Source organism: Persicimonas caeni (genome assembly GCF_006517175.1).
Lineage (GTDB): Bacteria > Myxococcota_A > Bradymonadia > Bradymonadales > Bradymonadaceae > Persicimonas > Persicimonas caeni.
Map to the genome: position 1 here is coordinate 5,019,524 of NZ_CP041186.1, position 21,455 is coordinate 5,040,978.

Here is a 21,455-nt window from a genome sequence, read left to right on the forward strand (position 1 = left end):
TCGTGTGTGATTGGTTTTTTTAGGAGTCGTAGTCATGATGTATCGAAGTTCGTACCGGCAGGTCCTCGCGGTACTCGTGGTGGGCCTTTGGGCAGGCATGGCGGGCGTGAGTTGCGCGCCGGAGTTCACCGACGAGCAATGTGCCACCGACCAAGATTGCTTTCCCGACGAGTTCTGCTCGGCACAGGGCATCTGTCAGCCGGGCGCTGGCGGCGACGTCGGCCCCGACGTCGAGCAAGATGCCGACACCGTCGAAATCGCCAGCATCGAAGTCACCCCGCAGTCGGTCGACGTCGCGCTGGGTCTGACCGTGCCGCTCGACGCCACGGCTTTCGACGCCGACGGTAACGAGATCGCGGACGCGACCTTCGAATGGGAGAGCTCCGACGAGGTGGTCGCCACCGTCAACGCCGACGGCGAGGTGACCGGCCTGGAGATTGGCACGGCGACGATCACCGTGACTTCGACCGAAGATCCCTCGGTGCAGGCAACCGCCTCCATCACCGTGGTCGAAGGCGAAGTCGACACTGTCACGGTCGAGCCGAGCGCGGTGACGCTCATCGTCGGCGAGACGCAGACGCTCACGGCGACTGCGCTCAACGAAGCCGGCGAAGAGATCAGCGACCCGCAGGTAACCTGGACGAGCGACGACGAGTCGATCGCCACCGTCGATACCGACGGTACGGTCACCGCGGTTGCCGCCGGCCAGACCACGATCACGGCGACGGTCGAAGGCGTGCAGGCCACGGTCGACGTCGAGGTCCAGCTGGTGCCCGTCGCGCGCATCGAGCTGACCCCGGCCGACCCGACCGTCGAGGTGGGCAGCACGGTGGAACTCACCGCCCAGGCGTTCGACGCCGAGGACAACGAGTTGACCGGCCGCCAGATCACCTGGACGAGCGACGACGAGTCGATCGCGACGATCGATTCGGGTGGCATCGTCACCGGTGTGGCGGAGGGAACCGTGACAATTACCGCCGAAATCGGCGGTGAGACCGCCACGGTCGACGTCGACGTCGTGCCCGCCAACACCTCGCCGGTGGCCGATGCCGGGGCCGACCAGGTCGTCAGCGTCGGCGACACGGTCACCCTCGACGCTTCCAACAGCGACGACGCCGACAACGATACGCTGACCTACAGCTGGACGTTCTCCAGCCAGCCGACCAACTCGACGGCGACCTTGAGCGATGCGTCGGCCGTGCAGCCGACCTTTACCGCCGATGTCGCCGGCGACTACGTGCTCGAGTTGACCGTCGACGACGGCTCGGCCACAGCCACCGATACCGTCACCATCACCGCCAACACCCCGCCGGTGGCCGACGCAGGAAGTGATCAGACGGTCACCGAAGGCGACACGGTCACCCTCGACGGCTCCAACAGCTCGGACGCCGACGGCGACACGCTCAGCTACAGCTGGACGTTTACGAGCACGCCGACCGGCTCGAGCGCCGCGCTCAGCGACTCGACGGCGGCCTCGCCGACGTTTACGCCCGACGTGGCCGGCGACTATGTCCTCGAGTTGACCGTCGACGACGGCAACGCGACGGCGACCGACACGGTGACGATCACCGCCGAGGCGGCCAACACTGCGCCGACCGCCGACGCCGGCACCGACCAGACGGTCACCGTCGGTGACACCGTCAACCTCGACGGCTCGAACAGCTCCGACCCCGACACGGGCGACAGCATCGCGAGCTACGCGTGGACACTCGACTCCGTACCCACCAACTCGGGCGCGACGCTGACCGATGCAGCCACGGCGACCCCGTCGTTCACCGCCGATGTGGCCGGTGACTACGTGCTCACGCTGACGGTCACTGACCAGAGCGGCGCCACGGGCACCGACACGGTCACGATCACCGCACAATCGCCGACGAATACGGCCCCGGTGGCCAACGACGACGCCTTCTCGACCGATGAAGATGTCGCGGCGATCTTCGACGTGGTCGGAAACGACACCGACGCGGACAACGACTCGCTGACCCTGACGGCGATCACCGTCGATCCGACGAACGGCACGGCCAGCATCGCCAGCAACCAGATCGACTACACGCCCGACGCCAACTTCAACGGCACCGACACGCTCACCTACGAGATCTCGGACGGAAACGGCGGCACGGACACGGCCACGCTGACCATCACGGTCAACGCGGTCAACGACGCTCCCACCGCCGCCGCCGGCGCCGACCAGACGGTCACCACGGGCACGCTGGTCAACCTGGACGGCTCGAACAGCTCGGACATCGATTCCGGCGATAGCATCGCAAGCTACGCCTGGACGATCGACAGCGCGCCGACGAACTCGACGGCGACCCTGACGGATGCGGCCACGGCCACCCCGTCGTTCACCCCCGACGAGGCCGGCGACTACGTGCTACTGCTGACCGTCGAGGACCAGAGCGGCGCCACGGGCACCGACACGGTCACCATCACCGCGCAGGCTTCTGCGAACAATGACCCGGTGACCACCGACGACACGCTCACCCTCGACGAGGACACCACCCAGACGATCGACGTGGCCGCCAACGACACCGACGCCGACGGCGACAGCCTGACGGTGTCGATCGTGACCGGCCCGACGAACGGCACGGCCAGCGTGGTGAGCAACCAGATCGAGTACACCCCGGACGCGAACTTCAACGGCAGCGACTCGCTGACCTACCAGGTCGCCGACGGCAACGGCGGCACCGCCACCGGCACGCTCAGCATCACGGTCGACCCGGTCAACGACGCGCCGACCGCGAACGCAGGCGCGGACCTGACGGTCAACGAAGGCGACGTGGTCAACTTGAACGGCGCGAACAGCTCCGATATCGACACCGGCGATAGCATCGCGAGCTATGCCTGGACGCTCGACACGAAGCCGACCAACTCGACGGCGACCCTGACGGATGCGGCCACCGCCACTCCGTCGTTCACAGCCGACGTCGCCGGCGACTACGTCTTGACGCTGACGGTCACCGACCAGAACGCCGCCACGGCGACCGACACGGTCACTGTCACCGCACAGGCCGTGAACACCGCCCCGGTGGCCAACGACGACACGCTGACGCTCGACGAGGACACCACGGCCTTGGCCGACGTGCTCTCGAATGACACCGACGCGGACAACGACACGCTGAGCATCTCGGCGATCACCGCCGGCCCGACGAACGGGACGGCAAGCATTGTCAGCGGCCAGATCGAGTACAGCCCCGACGCCGACTTCAACGGCAGCGACTCGCTGACCTACGAAATTTCCGACGGAAACAGTGGCACGGACACCGCGACGCTGACCATCACGGTCAACGCGGTCAACGACGCTCCCACCGCCGACGCCGGCGCCGACCAAACGGTCAATGAAGGCGACGTGGTCAACCTCGACGGCTCGAACAGCTCCGACCCCGACACGGGCGACAGCATCGCGAGCTACGCTTGGACGCTCGACACGACGCCGAGCAGTTCGACCGCCGCGCTCACCGACGCCAATACGGCGACTCCGTCGTTCACCGCCGACGTGCCCGGTGACTATGTCTTGACGCTGACGGTCACTGACCAGAACGCCGCCACGGCGACCGACACGGTCACTGTCACCGCACAGGCCGTGAACACCGCCCCGGTGGCCAATGACGACACCTTCTCGACCGATGAAGATGTCTCGGCGACCTTCGACGTGGTCGGAAACGACACCGACGCGGACAGCGACTCGCTGACGCTGACGGCGATCACCACCGGGCCGACGAACGGCACGGCCAGCATCACCAACAACCAGATCGACTACACGCCCGACGCCAACTTCAACGGCACCGACACGCTCACCTACGAGATCTCGGATGGAAACGGCGGCACGGACACGGCCACGCTGACCATCACGGTCAACGCGGTCAACGACGCTCCCACCGCCGACGCCGGCGCCGACCAGACGGTCACCACGGGCACGCTGGTCAACCTGGACGGCTCGAACAGCTCGGACATCGATTCCGGCGATAGCATCGCAGGCTACGCCTGGACGATCGACAGCGCGCCGACGAACTCGACGGCGACTCTGACGGATGCGGCCACGGCCACTCCGTCGTTTACCCCCGACGAGGCCGGCGACTACGTGCTGCTGCTGACCGTCGAGGACCAGAGCGGCGCCACGGGCACCGACACGGTCACCATCACGGCTCAGGTTCCTAACAGCGACCCGGTGACCACCGACGACACGCTCACCCTCGACGAAGACACCACTCAGACGATCGACGTGGCCGCCAACGACACCGACGCCGACGGCGACAGCCTGACGGTGTCGATCGTGACCGGCCCGACGAACGGCACGGCCAGCGTGGTGAGCAACCAGATCGAGTACACTCCGAACGCGAACTTCAACGGCAGCGACTCGCTGACTTACCAGGTCGCCGACGGCAACGGCGGTACCGCCACCGGCACGCTCAGCATCACGGTCAATGCCGTGAATGACGCGCCGACAGCTGACGCCGGCACCGACCAAACGGTCACCGAGGGCGACGTGGTCAACCTCGACGGCTCGAACAGCTCTGATATCGACGCCGGCGACAGCATCGCGAGCTATGCCTGGACGCTCGACACGAAACCGAGTTCTTCGACCGCCACTTTGACCGACGCGGCCACGGCGACCCCGTCGTTCACCGCCGACGTCGCCGGCGACTACGTCTTGACGCTGACGGTCACCGACCAGAACACGGCTACGGCCACCGACACGGTCACCATCACCGCGCAGACGGCGAGTGTTCAGCCCTCTTCGGCCGGCGAGCTTGTGATCTCGGAAATCATGCCCAGCCCGGACGTCCTCGCTGACAGCGCCGGGGAGTGGTTCGAGTTGTATAATCCCAGCACCACCACCACCTACAACCTCAACGGCTGCACAATTGAGGACCTCGGGGCCGACTCGCACACAATCACTGTCGACGTTACGATCGCTCCCGGCGAGTATGTCACTCTCGCAAACTCCAGTTCGCCTGGCTTCACCCCGTCGTACGTCTATGGAAGTAACTGGTTTTTGAGCAGTGGTGATGAAGTCGTTTTGAACTGCGCAGGCACTCAAATCGATGTTGTCAACTACGACGGCGGTGGGTTCTCCGTTACAAGCGGTGCATCGTTGACGCTTTCGCCAGCTTCGCTCGACGCCACGAGCAACGACGACAGCACAAACTGGTGCGACGCGACAACCAGCTACAATGGCGATCTGGGCACGCCCGGAGCCGCCAACGATTCCTGCCCGTGATCGCGAGAACGGCGTGAGCAGTGTGAACTCGCCACGTCCGTGACCTCCTGATTTGGCAAAACCGCCGCCCGCAAATCGCGGGCGGCGGTTTTTTTGTGGCCGCGATCCCTTGCCGCGGCGTCGCGGCGTATTAGCTTTGGGGCATTCGATCAGCTGTTGGGCGTTGAAGATCCTCTCGAGTCCGAATGTCGCTATGGATATCTCTGACTGTTGCCGCTCGTCTCTGTGCGCGTTGTTCGCAACCTTTGCCCTGACCAGCCTGTTTGCAGCGGGGTGCGAGCCCGAGTTCAATGATCGTCAGTGCCAGTCCGACCAAGACTGCTTTGCCGACGAGGTCTGCGCGGTCGATGGGATTTGCCAGCCCCAGGACTTCTTCCCCGACGTTGGGGAGGATGGCGGCACCGGCGACGATGCCGGGCCCCAGGAGATCGTCAGCGTCCAGCTGAGTCCGGCCACCGCCGACCTCGCCATCGGGGGCTCCTTGCAACTCGAGGCGACGGCCCTCGATGCGGACGGCAACCCCGTGAGCACGGCGCTATTCGAGTGGCGCTCGTCGGATCCCGATATTGCCGATGTCGACGGGCGCGGCATTGTCACCGGTGAGCTGCTCGGCACCGTGACCGTCAGCGCGCGATCGGTGCAGAATCCCGAGATCGAGGGTTTTGCCGAGATCACTGTGGTCGAGGGAGAGGTGGCGAGCGTCGAAGTCGCCCCCAACCCGAGCACGCTCTTTGTCGGCGAGACCGCCACCTTTCAGGCAACCGCGTTCAGCGAGGAGGGCTCGCCTATCCCCGAGCCGTTCGTCGTATGGAGCGTCGAGGACGAGCAAGTCGCCACGGTCAACTCCAGCGGCGTGGTCACTGCGCTGGCCGAAGGAACGACCAACCTCGTGGCCAACGTCGAGGGCATTACCGGCAGCGCCGAGATCGAGGTGATCCCGGTGCCGGTCGACCGTATCGAGATTACGCCCCAGGACCCGTCGGTCACCGTCGGGGGCACGGTTCAACTGCGAGCGAAGGTCTTCGACGTGGCCGCCAACGAACTCACCGACCGTACGCCGACCTGGACGAGCAGTAACACGGGCGTGGCCACCGTCGACGCGAGCGGCCTCGTCAGCGCCCAGTCGGCGGGCACCTCGACGATCACCGCCGAGGTCGGCGCAGTCTCGGCCGACGTCACCGTCACGGTGGTCGAGGGCAACGCGCCGCCGTCGGCCAACGATCACACGGTGACCACCGATGAGGACACCTCCGTCGACATCGACTTGAATGGAAGCGACGCCGACAACGATCCGCTGACGTTTGCGATCCAGTCTGGCCCGACAAACGGTTCGCTGGGCACGCTCGAAACGTCCACCGGCCAGGTGACGTATACGCCGGACCCCAACTACTCCGGATCGGATACGTTCACCTTCACGGTCGACGACGGCCAAGCGACCTCGTCGCCGGCCACGGTCGATATCACCGTGCGCGAGGTCAACGACGGACCCACGGCGACAGACGACACGTTGACGACCGACGAGGACACCCCTGCGACGGCCGACGTACTCGCCAACGACACGGACCCCGAGGGCGACAACCTGTCGGTGAGCATCACCACCTCGCCGTCCAACGGCACGGCCAGCGTCACCTCGGCGGGCGAGATCTCCTACACGCCCGACGCCGACTTCAACGGCTCGGACAGCCTCGCCTACACGCTGTCGGACGGAAATGGCGGTACGGCGATGGCCACGCTGAGCATTCAGGTCACCGCGATCAATGACGCACCGGTGGCCGCGGACGACACCGCCGGGACCAACGAGAACCAGTCGGTCAACGTGGCCGTGCTCCAAAATGACGACGACGTCGACGGCGATACACTCAGCGTGACGGGCACGACCACGTCCGCCCAGGGCGTCACCGTGACCGTCGAGAGCGACAACTCGGTGACGTACCAACCGCCGACCGACTACGTGGGCACCGACTCCTTCGACTACACCATCTCCGACGGCACGGCGACGGCGACCGCCACGGTCACCGTCACCGTCAACAACGTCAACGACGCGCCCACCGCAGCGGACGACACGGCCACCACCGACGAAGATACCGCCGTGACGATCGACGTACTCGCCAACGACGGCGACCCCGACAACGACCCCCTCGGTATCATCTCGGCGACGACGCCGTCGCAAGGCTCGACGAGCGTGGCCAACGGCCAGATTACTTACACGCCCAACGCCGATGAAAACGGCACGGATACCTTCGAATACACGATCAGCGACGGCAATCTGACGGCCACGGCGACCGTGACGGTGACCATCACGCCGGTCGACGACCCGCCCACGGCCACCGACGACACCGCCTCGACGACCGAGGACGTGGCGGTGACGGTCGACGTGTTGCAAAACGACTCCGACATCGACACCTCCGCGCTGACCATCGCGTCGGTGACCACACCCACTCAGGGCGCCGCGTCCATCGATGACGGCGGCACTCCCAACGACCCGTCGGATGACACAGTGACCTACACGCCCGATCCCGACACCAACGGCTCGGATACCTTCGACTACACGGTCAGCGACGGCACTTCGACCGACACCGGCACCGTCAGCGTGACGATCACCGCCGTCAACGACTCGCCGCAGGCCGTCGACGACACCGCCACGGCCGCCGTCAGCGCCACGATCACCATCGATTTGACGAGTAACGATACCGACGTCGACGGCGATACCCTGAGCGTCTCGTCGCTCGACACCACCAACACCGACGGCACGGTCACCGACAACGGTGACGGCACCGTCGAGTACACCGCCCCGGGCACCGCCGGCACCGACACGTTCACCTACGTGGTCAGCGACGGCAACGGCGGCTCGTCGACCGGCACGGTGACCGTGACGGTGCAGTGAAATCCGGCACACACTCTGCTACATTGGCGCCATTGAAGCTCAATGGTGTGAACCCAACGCGGAGTGTGTGGCATGTTTTCTTTGCGAGTCGGTGCAGTTTTCGTCGCCTTGGTCGTGGCTTTGGGCCTGGGATGTTCGGAGCCGGAAGAGAAATCCGAGGCGCTCGACGCCGGCTCCGATACGTCGGCCGCCGATACTGGTGCTGACACGGTGTCTGACACCGGTGCAGACGACGACGCCGCCCAGGAGTGCCCGGGCGTCGCTCCGTGTGAAGAGGGCGAGCGCATGGTCGATTGTCAGTGCGTCTCCAACATGGACCGGCGCTGCGTCGACGACTCCGACTGCCGCCCCGAGGAGACCTGCCAGACCTTCGACGCGCACAAGGTGTGCATCTACGAGCCCGAACCGGTGCAGGCTTGCCCGGGGTCGCCGGGCTGCGACGCCGGTGGTGACGACGTCTTTTATGCCGGCGCCGCCAGCCGCGTGATCACCCCGCAGGGCTTCGAAACGCCCAAGCCGGCCGGCTTGGACGGCAGTTACCTTAACTTCAGCCCCGGCGGCCTCACCGACGAAAACTGGAACGACTGCGGCTACGACGGGCTTTGCCCCGGCGACGAGGGCTATACCGAGCCCGACGAAGGCGAGGGCGACGGCAAAATGCAGGGCATGTGGATCGCAGGCTTCTCCAGCGGCCGGCCCGCCCAGTATTGCCCCGAAGATAAAATCGGCTGCGACGCGCCCGACTGCTGTGTCTCCAAATACGCCCACGACGACCTCATGATCCAGGTCGCCGTGATGCGCCACAACGACATCACCGTAGCGTTCGCCGCGGTCGACACCGTCGGCTGGTTTCACACCGACATCGAAGAGATTCGCCGTCGCGTCGCCGACGAGGTCGACGTCGACCTGCTCATCATGGCCGGCACTCACAACCACGAGGCCCCCGACACCGCCGGCCAGTGGGGCCCGGGCGATCCCATGCCCTCGTACTCCGGCCGCGACGACCGCTTCATCGAGGGGATCTACGAAAAGACCACCGAGGCGGTCGTCGAGGCCGTCGAGTCCCTGGAGCCGGCCACCGTCGAGGCGACTGTGCTCGACGTGGGCGTCGAGGGCTTGGCGATGAGCGACAGCCGCCCGCCGTATATCTTCAACGACGACGTGCCGGTGGTGCGCTTGGCCTCCGAGGACTCGGGCGACACGATCGCCACGCTGCTCAGCTTCGGCAATCACCCCGAGGTGCTGTGGAGCAACAACCCGTACATCACCTCCGACTACCCGCACTTCGTGCGTAAATACATCACCGAAGGCCTCGACGCGGTCACCGACACCAACGGCGAGGCGAAGCCGGCCCTCGAAGGACTCGGCGGCGTGACCGTCTTCTTCGCCGGCTCGGTCGGCGGACTCATCAACCCGGGCAAGGGAGGCGGCAAAAACTACGCCGAAGAGATCCCCGAAGACGACCACTCCTTCGAGGCCGCCGACGCGGTCGGCCAGCGCCTGGCCAGTCACGTGCTGTCGGCCGCCGCCGACGGCGAGCTTGGCGCCGTGGACAACCCCGGGCTTCGCTTCGGGCGCAAGGAATTCTTGTCGCCCATCAAGAACCGCATCTTTCAAATCGCCGCCCTCGGTCTGGGGCTGCTCGAGCGCGACGTCTACAACACCAAGAGTCTGGGCGGCAGCAACTACGTTCCCAACGATCCGATGGTCCTGACCGAGGTCGCCGTGGTGCGCCTGGGTTCGATCACCTTCTTCACCGCCCCCGGCGAGGTCTTCCCCGAGACGCTCACCGGCGGGTTCCCGGGCAAGCCCACAGCGCGCACCCCCGTGGTCGGCGACGTCGAGGAGCATCGCGTGGCCAAAATCTGCGACGAAGACGGCCTGCCCACCGACGACGGCAGCGGCACCCATCCGTGCATCGTCAAACCCGACCAGACCAACCCGCCCGACTGGTCGGCGGCTCCCGACGGTCCGTACATCTACGACCTGATCCCCGGCGAGCATCCCTTCTTCATCGGACTGGGCATGGACTTTTTGGGCTATTTTGTGCCCGAGTACGACTTCCAGACCAACGGCTACTTCAGCCAGGCGCCCGGCTCGCACTACGAAGAGACCAACGGCATCGGGCCCGACATCATCGTCGACTGGAAGGAAGCGCTCGGTCAGAGCCTCGAGGTCGTCGAATAGTGCTTCGCAGCGCGGGCTTCCACTGCTCTCAGGAAGAGCTGGAGGCCCGCGTGCCTCGGCCTTGACGGTCTGCTGCCGGTGCCTAGTTTTGCCTCGAATAAGACCGAGGTGTCGGAGGGGCACGCACACGTCATGGGCGGCTCGAAGCCGATTGCGTCCGCCGTCTCCGGCCCACAAAAACATTATTTGAAGCAGTACGGGGTAAAAATGCGTAGTGAAAAATTCACGATCAAATCGAGGGAGGCGATCGCCGACGCCCAGGACTTGGCCGGCGATCGCGATCACGCCGAGGTGCGCCCGATTCACCTGTTGCACGCTCTGTTGGAGCAGCGAGAGGGCATCGTGCCGCCGATCATCGAAAAGCTCGGTGTAGGCACTGACCGGCTGCGCCAGTCGGTGGCCAAGGAGCTCGACCGACTGGGGCGAGTGCAGGGCGGCCAACTGAGCGTGTCGCGATCGCTGTCGGACGCGCTGCGCGTCGCACAGGACGAGGCCGACAAGCTGGGTGACGAGTACGTCTCCACCGAACACCTGCTCCTGGCGCTCGCCGAGAGCAAGGACTCGACGGGCCGACTTCTGCGCGAGCAGGGCGTCGACCGCGACAATGTGTTTCGGGCGATGGAAGAGGTGCGCGGCTCGCAACGGGTCACCGATGTCGACCCGGAGGGCAAGTACCAGACGCTCGAAAAGTACACCCGCGACCTGACCGAGCTCGCTCGCCAGGGCAAGCTCGACCCGGTCATCGGCCGCGACGCCGAAATTCGCCGCTCGCTGCAGGTATTGAGCCGGCGGACCAAGAATAACCCGGTGCTCATCGGTGAGCCCGGCGTCGGCAAGACCGCCATCGTCGAGGGCATCGCCCAGCGCATCGCCGCCGGCGACGTGCCCGAGAGCATCAAGGACAAGCGGGTGCACGCGCTCGACTTGGGCGCGCTGGTGGCCGGCGCGAAATTTCGCGGTGAATTTGAAGACCGTCTCAAGGCGGTGCTTCGTGAGATCGACGCCGCCGAAGGCCAGATCATCGTCTTCATCGACGAGCTGCACACGCTCGTGGGCGCCGGCGCGGCCGAAGGCTCGATGGACGCCTCCAACATGCTCAAGCCGGCCTTGGCCCGTGGTGAGCTCCACGCCATCGGCGCCACCACGGTCAACGAGTATCGCAAGCACATCGAGAAGGACGCCGCGCTCGAGCGACGCTTCCAGCCGATCATGGTCGAGGAACCCAGCGTCGAGGACACGATCACCATCCTTCGCGGCCTCAAGGAGCGCTACGAGGTCCACCACGGTATCCGCATCTCGGACGCCTCCATCATCGCCGCCTCCAAGCTCAGCGACCGCTATGTCGCCGACCGCTTCTTGCCCGACAAGGCCATCGACCTGGTCGACGAGGCCGCCGCGGGCGTCAAGATGGAGCTCGAGAGCCTGCCCACCGACATCGACACCATCGAGCGCCAGATCACGTCGCTCGAGATCGAAAAGCAGGCGCTCAAAAAGGAGACCGACGAGGCGAGCCAGAAGCGCCGCGAGGAGCTCGAAGAGGAGATCGCCGAGCTGCGCGAGAAGGCCAGCGGCATGAAGGCGCAGTGGATGCGCGAGCGCGAGGTCATCTCGACCATCCGCGAGCTCAAGCAGAAGATCGAGGACCTTCGCATCGAGTACGAGCAGGCCGAGCGTCAGGGCGAGCTCGACCGCGCCGCCGAGATCCGCTTCGGCAAGCTGCCGGAGGCCGAAAAGGAGCTGGCCAGCCGTCAGGAGAAGCTCGAGGCACTCCAAGAGAAGGGAAGCTTCCTTCGCGAGGAGGTCACTGACGAGGATATCGCCGCCATCGTAAGCCGCTGGACGGGGATTCCAGTCCAGAAGATGCTCGAGAGCGAGCAGAAAAAGCTCTTGCAGATGGAGGATCGCCTTCACGAGCGCGTCGTCGGCCAAGACGAAGCCATCGAGGCGGTCTCCGATGCGGTTCGTCGTGCCCGAAGCGGCCTGCAGGACCCGCATCGTCCCATCGGTAGTTTCATCTTCTTGGGGCCCACCGGCGTCGGTAAGACCGAGCTGGCCAAGAGCCTGGCGCAATTCCTGTTCGACGACGAGCAGAATATGGTGCGCCTCGACATGTCCGAGTTCATGGAGAAACACGCCGTGGCTCGCCTGATCGGTGCGCCTCCCGGCTATGTGGGCTACGACGAGGGCGGCTACCTGACCGAGCACGTGCGTCGGCGTCCCTACACGGTCGTGCTCTTCGACGAGATCGAAAAAGCCCACCAGGATGTGTTCAATATCCTGCTGCAGATCTTGGACGATGGCCGACTGACCGACGGCAAGGGCCGCACGGTCGACTTCACCAACACGGTCATCATCATGACCTCGAACGTCGGCAGTCACCATATCCAGGAGTACGGCCTCGAAGATCCGGACAAGGCCAACGAGTTGGTCGAGGAAGAGCTTCGCTCGATGTTCCGCCCCGAGTTTTTGAACCGTGTCGACGACACGATCATCTTCCACGGGCTCACCCGCGACCACATGGATCGCATCGTCGAGATCCAACTCGAGCACGTCGAGGGGCTGCTCAAAGAGCGCGACTTCGATCTCGAGTTGACCGCGGAGGCCAAGCATTGGCTCGCCGACCGCGGCTATGACCCGGTCTACGGAGCGCGTCCGCTCAAGCGCGTCTTGCAGCGCGAGGTCCAAAACCAGCTCGCCAAGTATCTGCTGCGCGGCGACTTCGAGCCCGGCTCGACGATCCACGTCGATGTCGACGAGGACGCCGACGAGTTGACGTTCGTCGCCGATGGAGCTCCCGACGACGAGGTCAGCGTCGCCCAATAACGATCATACATCTTCATCGGAGGCAGTCCGTGCTGCCGGGCCATTCGTCCAGGCAAGGTCTGCCTCCGATGGAATCTTTCCTTCCCCGGTTGCCAACTCAACCTCGCCTCACTATAGTGCCGGCAACTCGCGCTGCGAGATTTTAGGCTTGCTGGCACTCACCCTTTAATCAACTGACAAATAAGCAGAATCGGTGCTGCATATGCGCCGTGGTCTGTATGTTTGTGAGTGCGAAATCTTGGCGGGAAATGTCCGGGCGGGACCGCGCGTTGGGCAGGCGAATGACGTATCGCGAGGGATATTCTGTCCTCATCAATCTCTGTTGAAGCCGTAGTAGAAGATCATGCCGAGGAATCAAACAAAGTATGTGTTCATCACTGGCGGTGTCATGTCGAGCCTGGGCAAGGGGATTACCGCCTCGGCTCTGGGCGCGCTGCTGGAAAACCGCGGGCTGAAGGTCACCTTCGTCAAGCTCGACCCCTACGTGAACGTCGACCCGGGCACGATGAACCCGCTGCAGCACGGCGAGGTCTTCGTCACCGATGACGGCGCCGAGACCGACTTGGACTTGGGTCACTACGAGCGGTTTACCTCCGCGAAGATGACCAAGGCCAATAACTTCACCACCGGACAGATCTACGATTCGGTGATCAGCAAGGAGCGTCGTGGCGAGTACCTCGGCCGCACGGTCCAGGTCATCCCGCACATCACCGACGAGATCAAAGAATCGGTCTACCGCGCCTGCGAGGGCGCCGACATCGGCATCGTCGAGGTCGGCGGCACCGTCGGCGACATCGAGTCGCTGCCCTTCTTGGAGGCGATTCGTCAGGCCCGTTTGGACCTGGGCGAGCAGAACTCGGTGTCGATGCACGTCACGCCGGTGCCGTATATCGCGGCCGCCGACGAGATGAAGACCAAGCCGACCCAGCACTCGGTCAAGGCGCTTCGCGAGATCGGCATCCAGCCCGAGTTCTTGGTCTGCCGCAGCGAGCGCGACCTGCCCGAAGAGATCAAGAAGAAGATCGCGTTGTTCTGCAACGTCGATCCCAAGCGCGTGATCACCGCGCGCGACGCCGACTCCATCTACGAGGTCCCGCTGCTCCTGGCCGACCAGGGCATCGACCACGAGCTGGGCGAGGCGCTCAACATCTGGTCGCGCGCCACCGACCTGAGCGAGTGGCGCCGCGTCGTCGGCCGCATCCAGAACCCCAAGCACGGCGTCGAGATCGGCATCGTCGGCAAGTACGTCGACCTGACCGACGCGTACAAGTCGCTCAATGAGGCGCTGTTCCACGCCGGCATCCAGAACAACACCGACGTCGAGCTTCGCTTCGTCGACTCCGAGGAGCTCGCCAAAAAGGGCGCCGAGAAGCTTCTGGAAGGTTGTGACGGTGTGTTGGTCCCCGGCGGATTCGGCGAGCGTGGCACCGAGGGCAAGATCCAGGCGATCAAGTACGCCCGCGAGAACAACGTGCCCTTCTTCGGCATCTGCCTGGGCATGCAGCTTGCGGTCGTCGAGTACGCCCGCGACGTGTGCGGCCTCAAAGACGCCAACAGCATCGAGTTCGACGAGAAGACCAAAAACCCGGTCATCCACCTGATGGCCGAGCAGGAAGAGGTGGTCGACAAGGGCGGCACGATGCGCCTGGGCGCCTATCCCTGCAAGCTCAAAGAGGGCTCGCGCGCCGGTGAGATCTACACCGCCGACGAGATCAGCGAGCGCCACCGCCATCGCTTCGAGGTCAACAACGCCTACCGCGAGAAGCTCGAAGCCGACGGCATGGTCATCAGCGGCACCTCCCCCGACGAAGTCCTCGTCGAGATGATCGAGCTGCCGGAACACCCGTGGTTCATCGGCTGCCAGTTCCACCCCGAGTTCAAGAGCCGGCCGACCAAGGCGCATCCGCTGTTTGCGAGCTACATCGCTGCTTGCCTGGCTGCTAAGGGGAACTAAGGGGAACTAAGGGAGACTAAGGGAGACTAAGGGGAACTAAGGGAGACTAAGGGGAACTAAGGGAGACTAAGGGAGACTAAGGCAGCCCGGTTGAAAGTGGCTGCTTTAGTAACCCTAAGTAACCTTTAGTAACCCTAAGTAACCTTTAGTAACCCTACTCGAACGTCACATAGAAAATCCCCAAACACATCTCATCGGTCGTTCCCTCCCCCCAGGTCACGTCGCGCGGCTGCAACCGCTCTCCGTCGACGACGGGCTGATTCTCGGCCGTGTTATCCCACTGACATTCGATCGAAAGCTTGTCGCCGGCCGACAGCGTCTTGGGTGCCTGTAGCCTGTAGCCGTATTGCCAGTCGAAATCCCAGCGGGGGATGTCGAGCAGACAGTCTTCGGAGCCGTCGGCGCGGTCGATCCACAGGCGTCCCTTCTCGCCGAGGGTGTGCATGTGGAAGGCGACGTCGTGGATGAGGATGCTCTGGCCGACGAACGAGGCGATGTCGAAGCCCCATGAGTGGGTCGTGTCGGCGCTGCCGGCGGGGATGAGCATATTATCGCCGCTGAGCCACTGCGGGTTGGTCCAGGGCAGGTACATCGCCTCTTTGTCGACCTGGTCGTCGACCTTGAGCACGACCTCGGATTGGTCGGCCACCGGCTCGGTGGTCAGCGTGTTGTAGTGCACCTGCAAGACCACCGTGGAGCCGGGCTCGACGGCGATGCCGGTGCCCTCCGGGAAGTTGACGCCCTGGCCGCCGGGCGCCCACGAGCCGAGCCACGAGGTCGAGTCGTTGTTGGTCGGGTTCTGAGTGCCCACGCCCGGGCCGCCAAAGCAGGTGTAGCCGGGGCCTTCCTCGGCGCTATCCTTCTGGGCGATCTCGTCGGCGAGGCTCGGCGGCGCCAGATAGGCGATGACGTGGTGGACGACCTCGTCCTTGTCGGGGTTGACGCCGAAGCCGGTCACGTACTTCTTGGCGTCCTCGGGCCAGGCGATCGGAAAGCAGCGGTAGTCGTCGGGCGACTGCTGCGGGGTGTAGGCCTCGGGCATCTGCAGCGTCAAATCGGTGCGTGACAGCCCGCCGCCGACGGCCGGCAGCGGGTCGCCGGGGTTGCTCGCATCGCCCTCGGGCGTGCCCCCGTCGATCCAGGCGGTGACCGTGTCGATCTGCTCCTGGGTCAGCGAGAAATCGTGCTGGTATTCGGTGCAGCCCTCGGCGGCCAGCCACGGCGGCATGGTGCGGGCGTTGACGTGGGCGCGGATGCCCGGGCTCGCGGCCTTGGCCTCCTCGTAGGTCGTCAGCGACAGGGGCGCGATGCCGTCTGGGACGTGGCAGCTCGTGCAGCGTCCGTCGAGGATCGGCTTGACGTGCTCGTAGTAGGTGGCCTCTTCGGGGACGCCACCGTCGACGCTCGCGTCCGACTCGGCGTCGGATTCTGCGTCGGGCTGCGCGTTGTTATTGGCGTTGTTGGTGGTCCCAATGCCGTTACTGTTGGCGTTGGGCTCTTCCTCGGAGCCGCAGGCGGCGGTCGAGGCAGACAGAAGGGCGATCAGCAGCAGAGAAGCAGCGCGGCGGGTAGTCATTTGCTATCATCCTGGGCCCGATTTTGGATTGGTGGCCCGGATGATAGCAAATGAACCGAGTGGTTAAAACATCGCCCACTCGGTCTCGAATCACTAGTTCATCGCCGCGCTCTTGGCGGCGTTGACCGCCGCGTTGTAGTCGGGCTCGTTGGTCGCCTCGCTGACGACCTCTTTGTAGACGACGTTGCCGTCCTTATCGACCACGATGGCCGAGCGGGCCAGCAGGTCGAAGTCGCGGATGGTCAGGCCGAAGCTGTCGCCGAACTCGCGGAACTGGTAGTCCGACATGAAGTTGACCTTGTCGATCCCCTTCTCTTTGGCGAAGCGCTCGAGTGCAAACGGCAGGTCGCGGGTGATGTACCAGATCTCGACGTTGCCATCGATGTTGTCGGCCATCTCGTTGAACTTCTCCAACTGGTGGGCGCACACGTCGGTGTCGACCGACAGCGCCGAGGTCAGCAAGAAGACCTTGTTGCCCTTGTTCTCGTCGAACTCGACGGTGTCCTGCACGTTGCGCTTGACGCGGAAATTGGGCGCCTTGTTGTTGGGCTCGACAAGGTTGCCCTCGAGCGTAACGGGGTTGCCTTGGAACGTGACTGCTCCTTCGAAGGTTGCCATCTTAAGCTCCATTTGTTGGGGTTGTGTGAGCAATGTGAGAATGAACACGATCAGCCCGACGGCAAGCTCTCATGTGTGACACCATCGTAGCGACCCCGCCTGCTACCGCTGACGGCGCGGTCTTCCTGGGAAAAAACAGCGATCGCGAGCCCGGCGAGGCGCAATTCGTCGAGCACGTGCCCGGCCAAGATCACCTGCCCGGCGCGACGCTTCGCTGCACGTGGGTCGAGGTGCCGCAGGCCAGGCGCACCCACGCGGTGTTGCTCAGCCGCCCGTTCTGGATGTGGGGCGCCGAGATGGGCGTCAACGAGCACGGCGTGGCCATCGGCAACGAGGCGGTGTTTACGCGGCTGCGGGTGCCCGAGGTCGGCCTGACGGGCATGGACCTGGTGCGCCTGGCGCTCGAGCGCGCCCACACCGCCGAGGAGGCCCTCGAGGTCATCTGCGCGCACCTCGAGCGCTTCGGCGGGGGAGGGCGTGCGGGCTACCGCCACGCAAAATTCCGCTACGACAACGCCTTCGCCATCGCCGACGCCCACGAGGCGTGGGTGCTCGAGACCGCCGGGCAACACTGGGTCGCCAAGCGCGTGCGGGGCGTCTACACGCTGTCGAACGCGCTGACGGTGGGCGAGCACTACGATCGCATCTCCGACGGCGCGATCGCGTTCGCCCAGAAAAAAGGCTGGCACAAACGCGGCGCGCGCTTCGACTTCGCCAAGAGCTTCTCCGACCCGGCTTACCGGGTGCTCACCGGCGCGAAGATCCGACGCGCCTGCACCCTCGACACGCTCCGGCGCGCCAAAGGCACCCTCGGCCGCAAGCACTTCTTTGCCGCGCTCCGTAGCCACAACGATCATCGGCCCTCCGAGGGCTGGCGCATGCAGATGCCGTGCGCTCACGCCTCTTGGCAACCGACGCGTCAATCGGGCCAGACGACCGCTTCTATGGTGTGTCGTCTTGACTCCGGCGAAAACGAGCACTGGTTTACAGGCACGTCGTCGCCGTGCATGAGCATCTTCAAACCGGTTGTCTTTGGAGAGCGTCCAATGGACCTCGGTCCCCAACCCGGGGCCGGCTACGACCCCGACAGTCTCTTCTGGCGCCACGAGCGGCTCCACCGCCTCGTGCTCGCCGACTACGAGCGGCTCCGGGGGATCTTCGAAGACGAGCGCGAGACGCTGCAGCAAGGCATCTTGGCGACGGGCCACTCCGCCGAGGCATCACAGCATGCCTTCGCCGCCCACCGCGAGGCGATCCTGCGGTGGGTCGAGCGGGTCGAGCGCGCCAGCGAAGAGCGCCGCGCGCCCACGCCGTTCGGGTGGTTCTGGAAGTACCATGCAATGATGGACCAAACTTGAACTGTCACACCGGAGGTTCCAGATGACCGTCGAGCGTAAGCGCGCACAAATTCGGATTGCCGGCAAGGTACAGGGCGTTTTCTTCCGGGCCTCGGCCCGCGAGCAGGCCCGAGCTCGAAACCTTGGCGGGTGGGTCAGAAATAACCCCGATGGCACCGTCGAGGCGGTGCTCGAGGGGCCGGCCGACGACGTCGAAGAGGTCGTCGAGTGGGCCCACCACGGCCCCAAGGCCGCCCAGGTCGACGATATCGACGTGCAGTGGATGGACCCGAAGGGCGATGTCCAAACTTTCGAAGTGAGGCGATAGTCGCAGTATGCAGTTGCCGGTTGATGCAGTACGGGAAGAATTCGAAAGCGCACTCGGAGCCGGGGCGCCGTTGATCGTGACGGCGCCCACCGGCTCCGGTAAGTCGACGCGGCTGCCGCTGTGGATGGCAGAGAGGCTCGACGGGCCCATCTTGGTCGTCGAGCCCAGGCGCGTGGCGTGTCGGTCGCTGGCCGGTTGGCTCAGCGAGGGCCGCGGCGAGCCGGTGGGCAAGACGATCGGCTACACGGTGCGCTTCGACGACCGCACGAGCGACGCGACCGAAGTCGTCTTCGCCACCACCGGCGTCGCGCTGCGCATGCTCGGCCAAAATCCAACGGAACAAGACGGCTTTCGCTTCGCCGGCGTGCTCATCGACGAGTTCCACGAGCGAAGCTGGCAGGTCGACCTGATCTTGGCCGTGCTGCGCTCGCGCCGTCAGGCCGGCGACGATCTCCCGCTCGTCATCACCTCGGCCACCCTCGACGTCGACGCCCTGGTGGGCGACCTCGGCGCGAACCTCATCGAGGCCTCCGGGCGCACCTATCCCGTCGACGTCGAGTATATCGACGAGCCCAAAGCCCCCAGCCGCCACAACCTCGACAGCCGCGTGGCCGACGCGGTCAAACGCGCCCTCGACGGCGACGACGGCGACGTGCTCGTCTTCTTGCCCGGCAAAGGCGAGATCGCCGATTGCGAGCAGGCCCTCTCCAAAATCTGCCAGAAACGCGGCGCCGAGGCCGTCGCCGTCCACGGCGGCTTGCCGCCCGACCGCATGAAGCAGGCGCTCGCCCAATCGGCCGACAAACGCCGGGTCTACCTGTCGACCAACGTCGCCGAGACCTCCGTGACGCTCCCCGGCGTGACCACCGTCATCGACAGCGGCCTGGCCCGCATGCGCATCCACCGCGGCGGCCGCAGCGCGCTCGCCCTCGTCCCCATCGCCCAGGACTCGATGGACCAGCGCGCCGGCCGCGCCGGCCGCGTGCGCCCGGGCCGCTGCATCCGGCTGTGGAGCCGGCGCTTTCGCCCCCAGCGCGTCACCGCCCCCGAGGTCGAGCGCATCGAGCTCGACGACGTCTTGCTGCACGCCGGCGTCTGCGGCCTCGAGGGCCCCAAACTCGACCGCGCCCCCTGGGTCACCGAGCCGCCCGAATTCGCCGTCGCCGGGGCCAAAGAGCGCCTCGTCGCCGTGGGCGCCTTCGACCGCCGATTCCACATCACGCCCAAGGGCGAGACCTTGGCCGAGCTGCCCGTCGACGGCCACGACGCGCGCATGCTCATCGGCGTGACCGACGAGATGGCCGGCATCACCTGCGACCTGGTCGCCCTGCTGCAGCTCAACCGCCCGCTGATGCTGTCCACCGGCGACCGCGACGTCCACCGCGCCCGCGCCGAGCTGTGCCGCGGGCTGACCAACGAGGTCTTCGTCGAGGTGCAGATGATCCGGCGCGGCTCGGTGCGCAAACACCGGCTGCACGGCTCGGCGCTCGACGAGGCGCGCAAGGTCTCGGCGAGCCTGCGCGAGCTGGTCGACGCGCCCGTCAAAGACCCCACCCGCGACGACGCCGAGCTCCCCGACCCGCACGCCTTCGCCGAATACCTGCTCGAGCGCATCCCCGAGACCGCCTTCGTGCTGCGCGAGCGCGCCAAGCGCCGCCGCGACGGCAACAAGCCGCGCCCGGGCCGAAGCGAGCCGTGGGCCAACGGCGAGGTCGAGCTGAGTGTGTGGCCCTACAGCCCGCCGCGCCTCGAGCACGAAGACGAGCCCCCCGCGCCCATCGCCGGCCTCGTGCTCGACCATTTCTGGCTGGGCGACGGCGGCACCGGCGTGCGCGGCACCGGCCGCATGGTGCTCCCGTGCACCTACGACCAGCTCGCCGACGCCGGCTTGGGCAACGAGACGCTCGGCAAGGTCGAGCTGCGCGGCGGCCGCGTCGTCGCCCGCGTCGAGCGCGAGCTGGGCGGCGTGACGATCTCGGCGCGCGACGAAGGCCTGCGCGGCCCGCGCCTGTGGGACGCCGCCGCCGACCTCATCCTCGAAAACCGCCTCTTCAAAGGCGCCGGCGACGCCGTCCGCGACGACCTGCACCTGTGGGGCGTCCTCGCCGACTGGCCCGCCGAAGAGCGCATGTGGGACGACACGCCGGCCCCCGCGCCGCGCGCCTACCTGGTGGAACGCCTCAAACTCCTCGGCCTCACCCGCTCCGACGAGCTCGCCCTGCTCGAAGCCGACGACCTACGCCCCGACCTCGTCGCCGAGCTCGACGTCCCCGCCTACGAACTCGAACGCTTCGCCGACGACTTCCCCCGCCAATGGGAGCACATGGGCTGCGTCTACGAATGCCTCGTGCAGGCGACCAGCCGCAAGATCATCCTCGAGCCGGCCAACAAGAAAGCCAAACGCGGCAAAGACCCCAAGGCTGGGGTGTTGCCGCGCTTCCGTGGCTTCTCGGTCTACTTCCGCAACGCTAGCCGGGTTGTGCGTGTTCGTTGATTCTTTGACCTTGGTCGAGTTGGTTTTGAACCG

10 protein-coding genes are annotated in these 21,455 nt (G+C 65.5%); 8 read left to right on the forward strand and 2 right to left on the reverse strand.

Annotated features, from left to right (window positions below; genetic code table 11):
• The first annotated feature begins 34 nt into the window (after window positions 1-34).
• The 5 genes from FIV42_RS18575 (at window position 35) to FIV42_RS18595 (ending at window position 15,069) form a co-directional block, all read left to right on the forward strand.
• Window positions 35-5,221, forward strand: coding sequence for an Ig-like domain-containing protein (locus FIV42_RS18575; RefSeq protein ID WP_141199136.1), 5,187 nt, complete (start codon window positions 35-37; stop codon window positions 5,219-5,221).
• 193 nt (window positions 5,222-5,414) lie between these two features.
• Entirely contained in the window at window positions 5,415-8,105 is a 2,691-nt protein-coding gene (locus FIV42_RS18580) for an Ig-like domain-containing protein (protein ID WP_141199137.1), read from the forward strand.
• A 72-nt stretch (window positions 8,106-8,177) separates the two neighbouring features.
• Window positions 8,178-10,292 carry a hypothetical protein gene (locus FIV42_RS18585; RefSeq protein WP_141199138.1) on the forward strand — a complete coding sequence of 705 codons (2,115 nt, stop codon included), beginning with the start codon at window positions 8,178-8,180 and terminating at the stop codon, window positions 10,290-10,292.
• 207 nt (window positions 10,293-10,499) lie between these two features.
• The gene (clpB, locus tag FIV42_RS18590; RefSeq protein ID WP_141199139.1) at window positions 10,500-13,115 is read left to right on the forward strand and encodes an ATP-dependent chaperone ClpB; all 2,616 of its coding nucleotides are present in this window, start codon (window positions 10,500-10,502) and stop codon (window positions 13,113-13,115) included.
• A gap of 343 nt (window positions 13,116-13,458) precedes the next feature.
• The gene (locus FIV42_RS18595) at window positions 13,459-15,069 is read left to right on the forward strand and encodes a CTP synthase (RefSeq protein ID WP_141199140.1); all 1,611 of its coding nucleotides are present in this window, start codon (window positions 13,459-13,461) and stop codon (window positions 15,067-15,069) included.
• 154 nt (window positions 15,070-15,223) lie between these two features.
• On the opposite strand, the gene FIV42_RS18600 is transcribed toward FIV42_RS18595, so the two are convergent.
• On the reverse strand, window positions 15,224-16,645 hold the full coding sequence (locus FIV42_RS18600; protein ID WP_141199141.1) for a monooxygenase: 1,422 nt from the start codon (window positions 16,643-16,645) through the stop codon (window positions 15,224-15,226).
• 93 nt (window positions 16,646-16,738) lie between these two features.
• Window positions 16,739-17,263: a thiol peroxidase gene (gene tpx, locus FIV42_RS18605; protein WP_168210750.1), complete on the reverse strand. Its 525-nt coding sequence runs from the start codon at window positions 17,261-17,263 to the stop codon at window positions 16,739-16,741.
• A 71-nt stretch (window positions 17,264-17,334) separates the two neighbouring features.
• Between tpx and FIV42_RS18610 the strand changes: the two genes are divergently transcribed.
• Genes FIV42_RS18610 through FIV42_RS18620 form a run of 3 tightly spaced genes read left to right on the forward strand, consistent with a single transcriptional unit; the run spans window position 17,335 to window position 21,422 of the window.
• A complete protein-coding gene (locus FIV42_RS18610) occupies window positions 17,335-18,621 on the forward strand; it encodes a C69 family dipeptidase (protein ID WP_141199143.1) in 1,287 nt (428 codons plus the stop codon).
• Window positions 18,622-18,643: 22 nt separating this feature from the next.
• Window positions 18,644-18,928, forward strand: coding sequence for an acylphosphatase (locus tag FIV42_RS18615; protein WP_141199144.1), 285 nt, complete (start codon window positions 18,644-18,646; stop codon window positions 18,926-18,928).
• A 7-nt stretch (window positions 18,929-18,935) separates the two neighbouring features.
• Window positions 18,936-21,422, forward strand: coding sequence for a helicase-related protein (locus FIV42_RS18620; RefSeq protein WP_141199145.1), 2,487 nt, complete (start codon window positions 18,936-18,938; stop codon window positions 21,420-21,422).
• The last annotated feature ends 33 nt before the right edge of the window (window positions 21,423-21,455 follow it).

Coding starts and splice junctions, on each gene's coding strand:
- FIV42_RS18620 (WP_141199145.1), top strand. CDS start 18,936: ATGCAGTTGCCGGTTGATGCAGTACGGGAAGAATTCGAAAGCGCACTC.
- FIV42_RS18575 (WP_141199136.1), top strand. CDS start 35: ATGATGTATCGAAGTTCGTACCGGCAGGTCCTCGCGGTACTCGTGGTG.
- FIV42_RS18600 (WP_141199141.1), bottom strand. CDS start 16,645: ATGACTACCCGCCGCGCTGCTTCTCTGCTGCTGATCGCCCTTCTGTCT.
- FIV42_RS18615 (WP_141199144.1), top strand. CDS start 18,644: ATGACCGTCGAGCGTAAGCGCGCACAAATTCGGATTGCCGGCAAGGTA.
- tpx (WP_168210750.1), bottom strand. CDS start 17,263: ATGGCAACCTTCGAAGGAGCAGTCACGTTCCAAGGCAACCCCGTTACG.
- FIV42_RS18585 (WP_141199138.1), top strand. CDS start 8,178: ATGTTTTCTTTGCGAGTCGGTGCAGTTTTCGTCGCCTTGGTCGTGGCT.
- FIV42_RS18580 (WP_141199137.1), top strand. CDS start 5,415: ATGGATATCTCTGACTGTTGCCGCTCGTCTCTGTGCGCGTTGTTCGCA.
- clpB (WP_141199139.1), top strand. CDS start 10,500: ATGCGTAGTGAAAAATTCACGATCAAATCGAGGGAGGCGATCGCCGAC.
- FIV42_RS18595 (WP_141199140.1), top strand. CDS start 13,459: ATGCCGAGGAATCAAACAAAGTATGTGTTCATCACTGGCGGTGTCATG.
- FIV42_RS18610 (WP_141199143.1), top strand. CDS start 17,335: ATGTGTGACACCATCGTAGCGACCCCGCCTGCTACCGCTGACGGCGCG.